Source organism: Stenotrophomonas sp. PS02297 (genome assembly GCF_029959705.1).
GTDB lineage: Bacteria > Pseudomonadota > Gammaproteobacteria > Xanthomonadales > Xanthomonadaceae > Stenotrophomonas > Stenotrophomonas nitritireducens.
Genome location: NZ_JASCOS010000019.1, coordinates 33,406 through 48,071, shown reverse-complemented (window position 1 = coordinate 48,071; position 14,666 = coordinate 33,406). Strand labels below are relative to the sequence as shown.

Below are 14,666 nucleotides of genomic sequence, written 5' to 3'. Positions count from 1 at the left end.
CCCCCCCCGGGGGCGCAACCCCCGCGCACCCCCCGCGGGGGGCGGCCGGCCGCTACCGGGCCGCAGCGCTCCATCCTCTTGTAGAGCGGGGCAACGCCCCGCTGCGGCATTACCGCGCCAGCCCCGCCGGGCGTTGCCCGGCGCTACAGGGCCGCAGCGCTCCACCCCCTTGTAGAGCGGGGCAACGCCCCGCTGCCGCATCACCACGCAAGCCCCGCCGGGGGTTGCCCGGCGCTACAGGGCCGCAGCGCTCCATCCCCTTGTAGAGCGGGGCAACGCCCCGCTGGGGCATTACCGCGCAAACCCGACCAGGCGCTGCCCGGCGCTGCAGCGCGGAGGCGCTAGAGAACGATTCGCCCGCAGCCACATGCAGGCAAGCGACGCCGGGGCCTTTGATCCAGGCAAGGGGCTGCGGAATCCTGGAGGAAGATCACCGCCGCAGGGGCCGCCCGGACAATGGCCAGCACGTACGCTCCCTGCAGCCGGCACCGCAACGGCCACATACGGCGCCAGGGCTGCGCGCCCATGATCGCCACGAACAGATCGACCCCGACCGGGTCGATGAAAAGGACCAGCGGTCTCGACCCAGGGGGCCAAGTGCACACCACGATAGCCAGGACAATGACAGCCGCAGACATCCACCGACGTCATTGCCGGAGCTGCATTTTTATTCGACGGGCGCCGTGCCGGCGTTCCCGTCCCGACAAGACTCAGACCACCGCGGCCAGCGCGGCGAGCACCGCGCTTTCGATCGCGTCCAGGTCCGGCAGCAGCGCGCTCTGCTCGCCCAGCAGCACGCGCATGTGCACGCCCTGCGGCAGGCTTTCCTCGGAGGCGTCGGCCAGCAGGCCGTCGCGGGGAACCGCGATCAGCTGCGGGAAGGACTGGGTCAGCAGCGCGAAGTACGGCATCTCCGGGTTGCCGCCCAGCGCCTTGAGCACCACCACCTTGTTGCTGCCGGCGACGGTTTCGTCGCCACCGCTGAAGCGGGCATAGGACAGCAGCGGCACTTCCCAGCCCTGCCAGGCGATATAGCCGGCCAGCCAGTCGGGCGCGCCCTCGATGGGTTCCACGGTCACCCGCGACATCATTTCGGCGACGGTGGCGTTGGGCAGCAGCACGCGTTCGGCGCCGGCCTGGATCAGGACGCCACGGACTTCATCGTTGCTTGCATAACTCATGGTCGATTCCTTGATCGTGTGCGGCTCAGTCGAAGCTGCGCTGGACGAGCTCGCCGGCGAGGTATTCGGGCGGACCGGCCGGATGGCCGGCCACGGCCAGCTGGCTGGCCGCTTCCGGGTCGTAGCAGCCATCGCCGCTCTGCCCGGCCACCCAGCCGCCGCGCCCGGCGAATTCCAGCGCCGCCGGCACCAGCGACGGATCGGCGCCACTGAGCATCACCACCGCCGAGCGCTCCACCGGCAACGCCGGCAGCACCGGCGCCGGCTCGTCGGCGAAACGCAGCCCACCGGCCTGCGCCACCACCCCGACACCATCCTGCAGCACATAGACATTGCCGCCTTCCAGCGCCTGCCCCGCTTCGGCCAGGGCGACCGGCAACATGGCCACGCGCGACATCTGCTTGACCAGATTGGCGTAGCGGCCGCCGTCTAGGCGCATCTGCACCAGCACCGGCAGCGGATAATCGTCCGGCAGCGCGCTCAACAGGCGACGCACCGCATCCGGTCCGCCGATGCCGGCCAGCAGCAGCAACGCGCCCTGGGCGGGGGCATCGGCCGCCGATTCCAGTTCGACCAGCGACAGCGCGCCCAGCGCGCCGGTACCGATGGCGTCGGCCGCGTCCCTTTGCGGCGCGCCGTCCACCTCCGGTGCTGCCACCGGCGACGGCGCGGCATAGGCCTCGTCCTCGAGCAGCGACCAGCTATGGAAGCTGCCGGGCAAAGGCGCGGGAGCGGCCACGGCCGGCTCCGCGGTGTCCGCCAGCGGCGGCAGTTCGGGGGGCAGCACCGGTACGGCCTCGGGCGCCGGCCTGGACGGTGCCATGGCCATCAATTCCTCGAAGCTCAGCACTTCGGGACGGTCGACGGCGGCCGGCGGCGCATACAGCGTGTCGGCCGGCACCTCGTCGATGTGCAGCACGGCCTCGTCGACATGGAACTGCAGCGGCGCGTCGGCATGACGCTCGTCCGGGCGCTCCGGCATGCCCGGCTCGATCAGCGGCAGCGCTTCTTCTTCCTGTCCCGGCGGCATCACCTGGTCGTGGCCCTGCAGCTTGGCGGCAAGGTGGCGCGTCCAGCGCTGCGCGTCCCAGCCTTCGCGGCGCGCGGCCAGCTCGGCCTCCTCGAACATCAACTCCAGCTGCGGCGCTTCCAGCGCCGGGGCCAGGCGTTCCAGCGCGTCCTCCACCGCCGGCTCCAGCGCCACCAGCACCATCGCCGGCCCGACGGCCTGCAGCGCGGCCGGGTCCAGCGCGCCCGGATCCTCTTCCAGCACCAGCGCGCCGCCGGCGGCGAGCACCGCTTCCCTCAGGCGCTCGCGGGCCGCGCCGGGCCGCGCCAGCAGGGCGACCGGCCTGGTGGCGGAGCGGTCACTCGCGGACACGGGCGATCCCCAGCAGGTCATAGACATTGCGCATCAGATCCAGCTCCTGGTACGGCTTGCCGAGATAGCGCTGCACGCCGATCTCGAATGCGCGCTGGCGGTGCTTGTCGCCGCTGCGCGAGGTGATCATCACGATCGGCACCTCCCTGTAGCGCGGGTCGGCGCGCATCGCGGTGGCCAGTTCGTAGCCATCCATGCGCGGCATCTCGATGTCCAGCAGCATCAGGTCCGGTACGCGCTCCTCCAGCCGTTCCAGCGCCTCGACGCCATCGCGCGCGACCACCACCTCGAAGTTGTGGCGTTCCAGCACGCGGCCGGTGACCTTGCGCATGGTCAGCGAGTCGTCCACCACCATCACCAGCGGCACATGGCGCTGCTGGCCGATCGCGGCGACTTCCACCGGCTGCTGCGGCTGCGACAGGTGGCGGCGCACCAGCGGCGCCACGTCCAGGATCACCACCACGTTGCCTTCGCCGGTGATGGTGGCGCCGTAGATGCCCGGCACCGAGGCGATCTGCAGGCCCACCGGCTTGACCACGATTTCGCGGTTGCCCAGCACCTGGTCGATCGCCACGGCGGCGCGCAGGTCGCCCGCGCGCACCAGCAGCAGCGGGATCTGCGGCTGGCCTTCGGCCTTGGCCGCGGCCTGCCCGACCAGCGTGCCGAGGTCGTGCAGCGCGAAATCCTCGCCGTTGTAGTGGTAGCCGCCCTCGCCGGACTCGAAGCGCTCGCGGGCGATGCGGCCGATGCCACTGACCGAGGCCACAGGCACGGCAAAGGTGGTCTCGCCGATGCGCACGAACACGGCCTGGGTGACGGCCAGCGTCTGCGGCAGGCGCAGGGTGAAGGTGACGCCCTGCCCGCGCACCGAGTGGATGTCCACCGAGCCACCGAGCTGGCGGACTTCGTTGCGCACCACGTCCATGCCCACGCCGCGCCCGGCGAGCTGGCTGACCTGCTCGCTGGTGCTGAAGCCGGAGGCGAAGATGAGGTTGTCCAGCTGCGCGTCGTCGAGCTGTTCGCCGGGCTGGATCAGGCCGCGTTGTTCGCCGCGGCGGCGGATCGCCTCGCGGTCCAGGCCGGCGCCGTCGTCGGCCACTTCCAGCACGATTTCCGAACCTTCGCGGCGCAGGCGCAGGGTGATGCCGCCTTCCTCGGGCTTGCCGGCGGCGGCGCGCTGTTCCGGCGTCTCCAGGCCGTGGGCCACGGAGTTGCGCAGCATGTGCTCCAGCGGCGCGACCATGCGGTCGAGCACATTGCGGTCGAGTTCGCCGTGCGTACCTTCCAGGTTCAGGTGCACCTGCTTGCCGATGTCGTGCGCGGCCTGCCGCACCACGCGGCGCAGGCGCGGCACCAGGCCGTCGAACGGCACCATGCGCGCGCGCATCAGGCCGTCCTGCAGTTCCGAGCTGACGCGCGACTGCTGCTGCAGCAGGGCGTCGTAGTTGCGCGACAGGTCGTCGAGCACGCCCTGCAGGCCGCCAAGGTCGGCCGCCGATTCGTTCAACGCGCGGCTGAGCTGCTGCAGCGTGGAGAAGCGGTCCAGCTCCAGCGGATCGAACGCCTGGTCGGCCTGCTCCTGCTCGCGGCGGTAGCGGGCGACGATCTGCGCCTCGGTCTCGAGGTCCAGGCGGCGCAGCTGGTCGCGCAGACGGGCGTTGGTGCGGTCCAGCTCGCCCATGGCGCTGCGGAACGCGCCCAGCTGCTGTTCCAGGCGCGAGCGGTAGATCGCGACTTCACCTGCGTGGTTGACCAGGCGGTCGAGCAGGTCGGCGCGGACGCGCACCTGTTCCTGGGTACGGGTCGCGCCTTCCTCGTCGACGGCCTGCGCTTCGACCACCGGTGCCGACAAGGGCTCGGCGGCGATTCCGGCAGGCGCCAGCGTCTGCGGTTCGCCGGCCCGCGTATCGGCGGCGGACGCCGCTTCCGGAGCCGCTTCCATGGCGGACGGAACGTCCAAGGCGGCAGCGTCGCCGGCCTCTGCCGCCGACAGCGGCGCCACATCGGTGACCGTCGCTTCCGGGTCCGGCAACGTGTCCGCTTCGGCGACCGGCGTCGATTCGACCGGCTCCGCCAGCTGCGTCACGGCGTCCGGCATGACCATCGCCGCTTCCAACGCTTCGGTACGACCGGCGGTGCGGGTTTCGAACGCCTCGATGAGATCGGCCGGCATCTGCACCGCGCGGTGCGCGCCGGTGCGGATCAGCAACTGGTGCAGGCGGTCGAAACCGCGCTCCAGCAGCTGCACGTCGCCGCGGCCGATCTCGGTGCGGCTGGCCGCCACTGCTTCCAGCAGCGATTCGATGCCGTGGCCAAGGTCGCCGATGGCGTTGATGCCGGCCATGCGCGCGCCGCCCTTGAGCGTGTGCAGGTCGCGCTGCAGCCCGGCCAGCAGTTCGCGGTCTTCCGGCGCCGAACGCAGTTCGCTGATGAGCCGGTCGCAGTGGTCGAGCAGGTCCTTGCCTTCCTCGACGAAGATATCGACCAGTTCGCGGTCGAGGTCGTCGAAGTCGAGCGGGCCGGCATCGAAGGCGGCCGCTTCGGCGGCGGCCGCGGGAGCCGCGGCTTCCTGCACCGGCGTGGTCAGCGGCGCCAGTTCGACCGGCGCCTCGGCGACCGGTACTTCGGCTTCGGCTTCGGCTTCGGATTCGGATTCGGACTCGGATTCGGATTCGGATTCGGATTCGGCGACAGTTTCGTCTTCTGCGGTCTCGACGGCGACTTCGACCGTTCCCTCATGCCCGGCAGCTGCTTCGGCAACTTCCGGCATCAGCTCGTCCGGAACGACCGTTTCTTCCACGACCGGTGCGGCATTCAGGTCATCGGACACGGCGCCGGCATCGCCAGCCAGTGCTTCCTCGATTGCAGGCGCCTGCGCGGCACCGGCATCGTCCACCTGCGGCTGTCCGGAAGGCTCCGGTTCCTCGACGGATACCGCGACCGGCACCTCGTCCAACGCCCCCTCGACGGTCTCGACGTCGGCCGGCGCTTCTTCCATCACCGGCTCGGCCACCAGTTCGGTGCCCGCGTATTCTTCCGGCGCGATGCTGTCCAGCGACGGAGCGGTTCCGGCGTCGTCCATCGATCCGCCCGGCGCCGGGTGCGTATCCAGCGCATCGTGCGGCAGGCCCGGGACTTCCGGCTGCGCTTCGCTTTCCGGCTCGGCCGGCCAGTCGAAGACCGACACCTCGGCCGGCGCTTCGCTGCCGGCAGCAGGCGCTTCGGCTTCCACCGGCGGATGATCGGCGGCGTCCTGAACCGGCAGGCCGGCGAACGAGGCCTCCAGCAACGCGCGATCGAAATAGGCGGAAAGATCGCCGATGCCGGCCAGTTCCCCGGCCACCGGCAGCGATGCCGGGGCCGGCTCTGCGTCGGCCGCGGGCGCAGGCACGGCCGCCAGTTCTTCGTCGTCGATCTCCTCGTGCACCTGCGGCGGCCACTGCACCTCCGGCAAGGCATCGGCCAGCGCCTGCAGGCGCGCGGCCAGCGGCGCGAACGACGGGATCAGCGGCGACGGCGCCTGCAGCGCGGTGATGGTGGTGGCCACGGCGATGGCGGCCTCGCCCAGCGCGGAGACCCCTTCGGCGGACGGAACCACCGCGTTGGCGAGCGAGCGCTTCACGAACGACTCGACCGGCGCGGTCACCGCGGTGATTTCCGGCACCTCGGTCATCGCGAAGGCGCCGCTCATGGTGTGTACGGCGCGCAGCAGTTCCTCGCTCACCGGCTGCGGCTCGGGGCGCGACTGCGACAGCCAGGCCTCGACCGTGGCCAGGTGCTGGCCCACCTCGGCTTCAAGGATCTCGCGCAGCACGCTGTCCACCGAAGCCGGCGTACCGCTGGCGGCAGGAGTCGCGGCCACCGGTGCGGCGGCCGGGGGCGCAGCGGGCGCCACGCCGGCGCCAGCGACATAAAAGGCCTCCTCGCCGGCGGCGACGCGGTCGGCGATGTCCTGCAGGCCCGGCACATCGGCATGGATGCGGCCGTTGTCGCGCAGGGCGGCATTGAACTGCGGCAACACCTCATAGGCCTGGTTGACCAGGGCCACCACCGCCGGGCTTGCCGGACGGCTGCCGTCGAGCACGCGGTTGAGCATGCTCTCGATCTTCCAGCTGAACTCGCCCAGCGTGCGCGCGCCGACCAGGCGGCCGCTGCCCTTGAGCGTATGGAACACGCGCCGCACCGGGCGCAGGCGTTCCACGCTGTCCGGCGCGGCGCGCCATGCCGGCAGCAGGCGGCCCAGGTTCAGCAGCTCTTCGTCGAACTCTTCGATGAAGACATCGCGGATGTCCTGGTCGATCTGCTCGGCATCGTTGTCGAAGCCGCCGTCCAGGCCTTCGCCGGCCTGTGCGGGAGGGACAGCCGTTTCAGCCGGTGCCGGCACGGCAGGCGCCGCGTCGACCGGGGCCGCGAGAGGATCGAAGGAGGCGGCGGCCTTGTCCAGTTCGGCCATGAAGGCCGCCATTTCGCTGTCCGCCGCGGGCGCCTCGCCGGCCGGGCCTGCGACGGCCGGAGCTTCGGCTTCCGACGTGGCGGCATCGGCGGGCGCCGCGTCCACCATGGCCGGCTCGGCAACCGGCTCCTCGGGAGTGAATTCGAACGACGATGCATCGATGGGCAGCGGCGCATCGGCGCCGCCCGCTGCGGATGCTTCCTCGACCGGCGCCCATGGCTCGGCACTGACCGGGTCGAAGGCAAGGAATTCGTGGGACCCGGTATGCGCCTCCGCGGCATCTTCGCCGGCGTCGGCGACGAAAGGCTCCAGCACGATGTCCGCATGCGACGCCGTTTCCGCTTCCGCGGCGATCGGGTCGAAGGCCAGGAATCCGCTGGAAGCCAGGTGATCCGCCTGCGGCAGGCCATCGCCGGGCGTCGTGCCCGGCGGCGGCTCGAAGCCGGCATCGAAGTCCAGCGGCGCGACGGTCGGGGCATCGCCTTCCGTCGCGACGGACAGGCCTTCGGCAGCCACCGGATCGAACGCCGGGAAATCAGAAGCAGCATCCAACGGCGGCAGCGGCGGCGGCTCGGTGGCCGCTACCGGCGAAGCCGGCGCCGTGAACGCATGGATGGCGTCGCCGAACACCAGCGGCCGGGCCGGCGGCGCGAACGACGCGGCGGCGGCTTCCTGTACCACAGGCGCGGCGGACGGCTGCCGCGCGTCGTCGACGGAGGGCGCGACGTCCTGCGTTTCCCGCAGGTCCGGGGCTTCCTCCACGGCAAACGCCGCGACCGTCCCCGACATCGCCGGAGCGGCCTCCTCCTGCGCACCTGCCACGGGCACCGGCCAATAGCGCAGCGCCTCCAGGCTGCTGCGGGTGATGTCCAGGATTTCCTCGCGGCCCGGGCGCCGCTCGCGCAGCGCTTCGAGGTAGTACTCAAGGCTGGCCATGGCATCGGCCAGCGTGTCCAGCTGGCGCCCGCCGGGAATGCGTCTGCGCCCGATCAGTTCGACGCCGATGTACTGGCGGATGCCGTTCATGTAGTCCGCCGGCGCCTGCAGATCGAGCATGCGCAGCGCGCCGGAAACCTCGTCCAGCAGGCGCGGCACGTCCTGCAGGCGCGCGTGCTCCCAGTTGGTCTCGATGAAGGCGACGAAGGCCTCGCGCGCGGCCGCGAAATTGGCGATGGCCTCGTGCGCCAGCACCTCGACCGTGCGCCGGGTCTCCACCGCGGCCGGATCCTCGTCGCCCTCCAGGGTGGCGCCGAGGTAGGCGACCTGGTCGTCCAGCGAGGCGTCGACGTAAAGCAGCGCGCCGGCGATGTCGAGCAGCAGGTTGTCGTCCATGGGACGGCTGCCGTCCACCACTTCGCGCAGCGCGTCGCGCTGCTGCGCGACCACGCCGCGGGCCACGCCCAGTCCCATCACGCCCAGCGTGTCGGACACGGCGCCCAGTTCGTTGACCTGGGCCTGCAGGTCGGCGGTCGCGCCGCCCAGGCGCACGTGCAGGTCCAGCGCATCCTTGATGCGCAGCAGTTCTTCCTTCACCGCGTTGCCGACCGTGTCCAGCAGTTCGCGGTTGCGTCCCTGCAGGCTGCCGCGCGCGTGTTCCAGTTCGGCCTCGCTGGCCTTGCCCGCTTCCGGGTCGAAGGCCAGCAGCACGCCTTCGTTGATGCCCTCGGCGGCGCGCGCGGCGCGGATCTCGTTGAGCAGCGGCAGCAGCACGATCGGAATGTCGCGGTGGCCGTTCTGCAGGCGCTCCAGGTAGTCGGGCAGCAGCACGGTGCCGCGCATCAGGGTGGCGCAGGCCTCGTCGCGGTCCGGCACGGCGCCATCGCGCACGGCGTCGGCCAGCAGCTCCAGTTCCTCGGCCACCATCGCCGGGGCATACAGCTCGACCATGCGCAGCGTGCCCTGCACCTGGTGCAGGTAGCCGGCGCAGAAGCGCATGCGGCTGGTGTCGGCCGGGTCCTCGACGAAGTACTCGATCTCGCTGCGCGCCTGGCGCAGGGTCTCGTCCAGCTCGGGCTTGACCCAGCCCAGCGCCGCGTGGCTCATCGCATCGCGCAAGGTACTCATCGCACTCCCCCGTGCAGCATCGTTCGCATGCCGTCCGGGCGGCCCTGTTCTGCGGTATGACGACACATCATCTGCTGGTTCCTTTCCATCCCCGCCCGTTCAACCGGTTCAGGCCGGCAGCTTGAAGTCGGCCACCGAACGGCGCAGGTCCGCGGCCAGCTGGTTGAGCTGTCCAAGCGAATCGGCGGTCTGCCCGGCACCCTGCGAGGTCTGGCCGGTGATCTGCCGGATCACGCCCATGGTCTGGGTGATGTCGGTAGCGGCGGCGGCCTGCTGGTGGGCGGCGATGGAGATGTTCTTGATCAAGGTGTTGAGCGCGTTGGACACGCGTTCGATTTCGGTCAGCGCGGTACCGGCGTCCTCGGCCAGGCGCGCCCCCGACACCACTTCGGCGGTGGTCTGCTCCATCGAGGTCACCGCTTCGTTGGTATCGGCCTGGATGGCCTGCACCAGGCCTTCGATCCGGCGGGTCGCGCCGGAGGTGCGTTCTGCCAGCCGCTGCACTTCGTCGGCCACGACCGCGAAGCCGCGGCCCGCCTCGCCGGCCGATGCCGCCTGCACCGCCGCGTTCAACGCCAGGATGTTGGTCTGCTCGGAAATGTCGTTGATCAGTTCCACGATCGAGCCGATTTCCTGCGAGGACTCGCCCAGGCGCTTGATGCGCTTGGAGGTTTCCTGGATCTGGTCGCGGATCTGGTCCATGCCCTGGATGGTCTGGCGCACCACGCCGGCGCCCTCGGTGGCGATGACCACCGAGCGCTGCGCCACCTCGGCCGACTCGCTGGAGTTGCGCGACACCTGCTCGATGGAGGTCGCGATCTCGCCGATGCGGTCCGAGGCGCTGGTGATCTCGTCGGCCTGGTGGCCGGCCGCTTCGGCCAGCTGCATGGCCGTGGCCTGGGTTTCCTGCGCCGACACCGCCACCTTGCTGGAGATGTCGTTGATCGTGGTCACCAGGTGCCGCAGTTCGTCCACGGCGTAGTTGATGGCGTCGGCGATGGCGCCGGTCATGTCCTCGGTCACCGAGGCCTTGACCGTCAGGTCGCCTTCGCCCAGCGAGCTGATTTCGTCCAGCAGCCGCATGATCGCCTGCTGGTTGCGGCTGTTGAATTCCACCTGGGTCTGGTAACGCAGTTCCTGTTCGCGCGACCGGCTGCGCACCGTGCTCCACACGAAGCCGATGATCGACAGCACCGACAGCGCGCCGAACACCACGCTCCACCAGAAGTTCGGGAAGATGCGGGTGTCGCGGGTGGAACCGAATGCGGAGAAGGCATCGAACAGCTTGCGGCTGTTGTCCAGCATGCGGTCCGAGCCGCTGGCCAGCGCCGCGGCCGAGGACTGCGCGGCGAACAGGTTGCGCGAGCTGGCCAGGATCGCGTCGGCGTCCTTCTTCATCTTGGTCCACTGGGTGGTCGACTGCTCCAGCGCCACCTGCGCGTTGGGGTTGCGTACCGCGGCGATGCCCAGCTCCTCGTTGCCGCTGCGCAGGCCTTCGAGCACCTGGGTGAACACGGTCATGTCGCGCGCCAGCGCGTCGCCGGCACCGCTGGCGCCGGGGCCGCCAGCACGGATTTCGGTGACGCGGCGGGCCATGGAGCCGACCACCACGACCTGCTGCAGGCCGTTGTAGATCTGCGTGGACTGGGCGCCGCCGGCGGTCATCGCGCGCACCACTTCGTTCAGCTGTGCCTGCAACTGCGGCACTGCGCCGACGAAGCTGTCGGCGTTGCCGGCCAGCGCCAGGACGGCGGGCTCGCTGGCCACGATCTGTTCGGCGTTCTTGGACAGCGGCTGCCAGGTCTCGACCAGCTGGCGCAGCGGTGCGGCCACGCCGGCTTCCTCGCCGAAGCGGCTCTTCAGCTCGCCCACGGTGCGGTCGACCTTGGCACGGGTGTCCTTGAACGCGGCGTAGGCCTCGCGGTTGCCCGCCACCGCCTCGCGGCCCTGGTTGGCCAGCTGCTGCGACAGCACCTGCAGGTCGGCCGCGCCGGTGCCCGCGCCTGCCAGGCGGCTGCCCTGCCAGGTCGCGACGCCGGTGTTGGCGCCGAACACGATCATCGACAGTACCAGCAGGCCCAGCCAGAAATTGGTACCCACGTTGCCAAGCTTGCCGGTCTTGGCGGCGTCCGGAGCAGTACTCATGTTTCGACCTCGGTATCCAATACGGAAAGGCGGGCCCGCACTCAGGCGGCGGCCTGCCGGAATTCAGGCGTGCGCGACAGCAGGGAAAGCGAGAACACGCCCCAGTCGTGGCCGCCATCGTTGAAGGCATGCTCGATGAAATGGGCGTAGCGGCCCTGGGCGATGTCGCCGGCCGGGACCTGGGTGGACAGTTCGAAGCTGCGCTGTCCGTAGAGTTCGTCGATGCTGATGGCGACGTCGCCGCCGGTCTGGCGCATGATCAGCACGCGGTGGCCTTCCTGCTGGACGGTGCGCTGCCCTTCCAGGAAGTACTTCAGGTCCACCACCGGGAACAGGTTGCCGCGCAGGTTGCCCACGCCCAGCAGCCACGGCTGCGCGCCGGGCACCGGCGTGACCGGCGGCATCGGCACGATCTCGACCACCTCGCGGAAATCGGATACCAGCCGTCGGCCGCCGATGCGGTAGCCGACGCCGCGCCAGACGTCGGTGGAGAAGTGCCGCTCCGGCAGCTGTACCGCGTGCGCCAGGCTGCGCTGCTCGTAAGCCTCGAGGATGTCGAAGGGAGATCGCATCAACCCACCAGTTTGTTGATCCGCGCGATCAGGTCGTCCTCGCGCGGCGGCTTCACCACGTAATCCGACGCGCCCTGGCGCATGCCCCAGGCCATGTCGGTCTCCATGCTCTTGGTGCTGACGATCAGCACCGGAATGCCGCGGGTGGCCTCGTCGCGCGACAGCGCGCGGGTGGCCTGGAAGCCGCTCATGCCCGGCAGCACCACGTCCATCAGCACCAGTTGCGGCGCCTGGCTGCGCGCCATCTGCAGGCCGTCCTCGGCATTGTCGGTGGCGAGCACCTCGTGCCCGGCCTTTTCCAGCCACTGCGTGAACACCGCCCGGTCGGTCGGTGAGTCCTCGATCAACAGGATTCGAGCCATGTGCCTTACCCCCTGGTCAGGCGTTGACGTATGTACGGATGGCGCCCAGCAGTTCTTCGCGGGTGAATGGCTTGGTCAGATACTGCTCGGAGCCGACGATGCGCCCGCGCGCCTTGTCGAACAGGCCGTCCTTGGAGGACAGCATGATCACCGGCGTGGACTTGAAGAGCTGGTTGCCCTTGATCAGCGCGCAGGTCTGGTAGCCGTCCAGGCGCGGCATCATGATGTCGACGAAGATGATCTGCGGCTGCTGGTCGGCGATCTTGGCCAGTGCCTCGAAACCGTCGGTCGCGGTCACGACCTCGCAGCCTTCGCGCTTGAGCAGTGTCTCGGCGGTACGCCGGATGGTCTTCGAGTCATCGATGACCATCACCTTCAGCCCTGCGAGTTCCCCACCCGCAGCCATGTTTTCAACCATTGCGATATTCCCCGGGCGCGCAGCGCGCCATCTGAATGTGGCGCTGCTGCGAAAGCGGTCTATATCCCAGCCCTGCCGCGAACTGTCAAGAGCTGTCGTCGTTGCGGGGGCGGCGCCGCGCGCAGTGTGAACCCCATCGCAGTCGTTGCGCGGGGCCATTCAGCCCCCGCAACGCTCCGGACCGCGCATGGCGCTGGGCGCCCGTCGCGCCGGGACGCTACCATCGCTGCTTGACCCGAAAGGCCGTGGATCATGCTGGACGTCATCGTGGTGATGGACCCCATCGCCCAAATCAAGATCGCCAAGGACACCACCTTCGCCATGCTGCTGGAAGCCCAGCGGCGCGGCCATCGCCTGCATTACGTGCGCCCCGGCGGGCTGGCGCTGGAAGGCGGCACCGCCGTGGCCGAGACCGCGCCGCTGCAGGTGCGCGACGACCCGGCCGGCTGGTTCACCCTGGGCGGCTACGTCCGCACCGCGTTCGGCCCCGGCCAGATCGTGCTGATGCGCAAGGATCCGCCGTTCGACGGCGAGTTCCTCTACGACACCCAGGTGCTGTCGGTGGCCCAGGCAGCCGGCGCCTGCGTGGTCAACGACCCGCAGGGGCTGCGCGACTACAACGAGAAACTGGCCGCGCTGCTGTTCCCGCAATGCTGCCCGCCGACCCTGGTCAGCCGCAGCAACACCGCGCTGAAAGCCTTCGCCCACGAACACGGGCAGGTCGTGCTCAAGCCGCTGGACGGCATGGGCGGACGCTCGATCTTCCGCAGCGGCACCGGCGATCCGAACCTCAACGTCATCCTGGAAACGCTCACCGACGGCGGCCGCCGGCTGGCGCTGGCGCAGCGCTTCATCCCCGACATCAGCGCCGGCGACAAGCGCATCCTGCTGATCGACGGCGAGCCGGTGGACTACTGCCTGGCGCGCATCCCGCAGGGCGACGAATTCCGCGGCAACCTCGCCGCCGGCGGCCGCGGCGAAGGCCGTCCGCTGAGCGAGCGCGACCGCTGGATCGCCGCCCAGGTCGGCCCGGAGATGAAGCGCCGCGGCATGCGCTTCGTCGGCCTGGACGTGATCGGCGACTACCTCACCGAGGTCAATGTCACCAGCCCGACCTGCGCCCGCGAACTCGACGCCCAGTTCGGGCTGAACATCGCCGGCCAGCTGTTCGACGCACTCGAGGCCGGCCTGCCGCGATGAGCGCATCCGCCGATGCCCTGCCGCCGCCGGCACGGGTCACCGAGCCGCAACGGCTGGGCGCCACGCTGACGCTCTCGCTGCTGGTGCACGGCGTGCTGATCCTGGGCGTGGGCTTCGCGGTCGGCGGCAACGCACCGCTGGTGCCGACGCTGGACGTGATCTTCAGCCAGACCAGTACGCCGCTGACGCCGAAGCAGGCCGATTTCCTGGCCCAGGCCAACCAGCAGGGCGGCGGCGACCACGACACGCCGCAGCGTCCGCGCGACAGCCAGGCCGGCATCGTGCCGCAGCCCGACGACGGCCTGGCGCCGGTACCGATGCAGCGCCAGGACGCGGCGGAACCTCCGCCGCCGCAGGCGCGCGTGGTCAGCAGCACGCAGGGCGAACAGGTCCTCGCCGCGGCGCAGCCGCAGCCCGTGCCCGAGCGCCCCGACATCAATGCCCCGATGACGGCGCGCGAGCAGCGCGATGCGGAGATGGCGCGGCTGGCCGCCGAGGTGCACCTGCGCTCGGAGCAGTACGCCAAACGCCCGAACCGCAAGTTCGTCTCGGCCAGCACCCGCGAATACGCCTACGCCAACTACCTGCGCGCCTGGGTGGACCGCGCCGAGCGCGTCGGCAACCTGAACTACCCCGACGAAGCCCGCCAGCGCCGCCTCGGCGGCCAGGTGGTGATCACCGTCGGCGTGCGCCGCGACGGCAGCGTGGAAAGCAGCCGCATCCTGCGCAGCAGCGGCACGCCGCTGCTGGACGCCGCCGCGCTGCGGGTGGTGGAACTGGCGCAGCCGTTCCCGCCCCTGCCCCGCACCAGCGACGACATCGACATCCTGCAGGTCACCCGCACCTGGGTGTTCCTGCCCGGCGGGCAACTGCACGACGATCGCTGATCC

Annotated in this window: 9 protein-coding genes; 2 read left to right on the top strand and 7 right to left on the bottom strand. The window is 70.4% G+C overall.

Going from position 1 to position 14,666, the window contains the following annotated elements; translation table 11 throughout:
* Nucleotides 1-710: 710 nt before the first annotated feature.
* The 7 genes from QMX80_RS06580 to pilG all read right to left on the bottom strand — a co-directional run bounded on the left by QMX80_RS06580 (nucleotide 711) and on the right by pilG (nucleotide 12,576).
* A complete protein-coding gene (locus tag QMX80_RS06580; protein WP_055771223.1) occupies nucleotides 711-1,181 on the bottom strand; it encodes a chemotaxis protein CheW in 471 nt (156 codons plus the stop codon).
* A 25-nt stretch (nucleotides 1,182-1,206) separates the two neighbouring features.
* The gene (locus QMX80_RS06575) at nucleotides 1,207-2,562 is read right to left on the bottom strand and encodes a chemotaxis protein CheB (protein WP_055771227.1); all 1,356 of its coding nucleotides are present in this window, start codon (nucleotides 2,560-2,562) and stop codon (nucleotides 1,207-1,209) included.
* Entirely contained in the window at nucleotides 2,549-9,079 is a 6,531-nt protein-coding gene (locus tag QMX80_RS06570; protein WP_282276017.1) for an Hpt domain-containing protein, read from the bottom strand. The genes QMX80_RS06575 and QMX80_RS06570 overlap by 14 nt, the downstream gene beginning before the upstream one ends.
* Before the next feature lie 108 nt (nucleotides 9,080-9,187).
* Nucleotides 9,188-11,224 (bottom strand): methyl-accepting chemotaxis protein, encoded by a 2,037-nt coding sequence (locus tag QMX80_RS06565; protein WP_055771233.1) that lies wholly within the window; start codon nucleotides 11,222-11,224, stop codon nucleotides 9,188-9,190.
* 41 nt (nucleotides 11,225-11,265) lie between these two features.
* On the bottom strand, nucleotides 11,266-11,796 hold the full coding sequence (locus QMX80_RS06560) for a chemotaxis protein CheW (RefSeq protein ID WP_282276015.1): 531 nt from the start codon (nucleotides 11,794-11,796) through the stop codon (nucleotides 11,266-11,268).
* Nucleotides 11,796-12,158, bottom strand: coding sequence for a response regulator (locus QMX80_RS06555; RefSeq protein WP_055771240.1), 363 nt, complete (start codon nucleotides 12,156-12,158; stop codon nucleotides 11,796-11,798). The genes QMX80_RS06560 and QMX80_RS06555 overlap by 1 nt, the downstream gene beginning before the upstream one ends.
* A 16-nt stretch (nucleotides 12,159-12,174) precedes the next feature.
* The gene (pilG, locus tag QMX80_RS06550; RefSeq protein ID WP_054667142.1) at nucleotides 12,175-12,576 is read right to left on the bottom strand and encodes a twitching motility response regulator PilG; all 402 of its coding nucleotides are present in this window, start codon (nucleotides 12,574-12,576) and stop codon (nucleotides 12,175-12,177) included.
* A 249-nt stretch (nucleotides 12,577-12,825) separates the two neighbouring features.
* On the opposite strand from pilG, the gene gshB reads away from it, so the two are divergent.
* Both gshB and QMX80_RS06540 read left to right on the top strand, forming a co-directional pair.
* A complete protein-coding gene (gene gshB, locus QMX80_RS06545; protein WP_282276018.1) occupies nucleotides 12,826-13,776 on the top strand; it encodes a glutathione synthase in 951 nt (316 codons plus the stop codon).
* Nucleotides 13,773-14,663, top strand: coding sequence for an energy transducer TonB (locus tag QMX80_RS06540; RefSeq protein ID WP_055771246.1), 891 nt, complete (start codon nucleotides 13,773-13,775; stop codon nucleotides 14,661-14,663). Before gshB ends, QMX80_RS06540 begins: the two co-directional genes overlap by 4 nt.
* Nucleotides 14,664-14,666: the final 3 nt, after the last annotated feature.

What these genes read in the sequence shown, in the direction of transcription:
- QMX80_RS06580 (WP_055771223.1), bottom strand. Translation starts at nt 1,181, where the DNA reads ATGAGTTATGCAAGCAACGATGAAGTCCGTGGCGTCCTGATCCAGGCC.
- QMX80_RS06555 (WP_055771240.1), bottom strand. Translation starts at nt 12,158, where the DNA reads ATGGCTCGAATCCTGTTGATCGAGGACTCACCGACCGACCGGGCGGTG.
- QMX80_RS06560 (WP_282276015.1), bottom strand. Translation starts at nt 11,796, where the DNA reads ATGCGATCTCCCTTCGACATCCTCGAGGCTTACGAGCAGCGCAGCCTG.
- QMX80_RS06565 (WP_055771233.1), bottom strand. Translation starts at nt 11,224, where the DNA reads ATGAGTACTGCTCCGGACGCCGCCAAGACCGGCAAGCTTGGCAACGTG.
- QMX80_RS06570 (WP_282276017.1), bottom strand. Translation starts at nt 9,079, where the DNA reads ATGAGTACCTTGCGCGATGCGATGAGCCACGCGGCGCTGGGCTGGGTC.
- pilG (WP_054667142.1), bottom strand. Translation starts at nt 12,576, where the DNA reads ATGGTTGAAAACATGGCTGCGGGTGGGGAACTCGCAGGGCTGAAGGTG.
- QMX80_RS06540 (WP_055771246.1), top strand. Translation starts at nt 13,773, where the DNA reads ATGAGCGCATCCGCCGATGCCCTGCCGCCGCCGGCACGGGTCACCGAG.